The organism is Bacillus sp. SIMBA_008, assembly GCF_046535495.1.
Taxonomy (GTDB): Bacteria; Bacillota; Bacilli; order Bacillales; family Bacillaceae; genus Bacillus; species Bacillus subtilis.
In genome coordinates this window covers 1-258 of record NZ_JAWRWL010000748.1, presented here as the reverse complement: position 1 = coordinate 258, position 258 = coordinate 1, and the positions used below count along the sequence as shown (strand labels likewise).

The 258-nt window shown below is 47.7% G+C and carries 1 protein-coding gene; it reads left to right on the top strand.

Annotated elements, in window-relative coordinates:
- Positions 1 to 12 precede the first annotated feature (12 nt).
- A partial coding sequence (locus SB658_RS25270; protein WP_410603176.1) for an ATP-binding cassette domain-containing protein occupies positions 13 to 258 on the top strand: 246 nt, incomplete at its 3' end.

Genomic DNA, 258 nt, shown 5'->3' with positions numbered 1-258 from the left:
ATGTAGGCGTCGATGCACGAAGCGACGAAGGCCTGCCGGCCAAAAGAAGAGGTGCGAAAAGAAGCCATTCAGCTCCTGCAAAAGGTAGGACTTGAGGATAAAAAAGATTTGTATCCCTTCCAGCTGTCAGGCGGTCAAAAGCAGCGCTTGTCAATTGCACGAATGTTCCTGAAAAACCCTTCTATACTCATCCTAGATGAAGCCACATCAGCACTGGATACAGAAACAGAAAAAGCCATACAGGATGCGCTGAGTGAA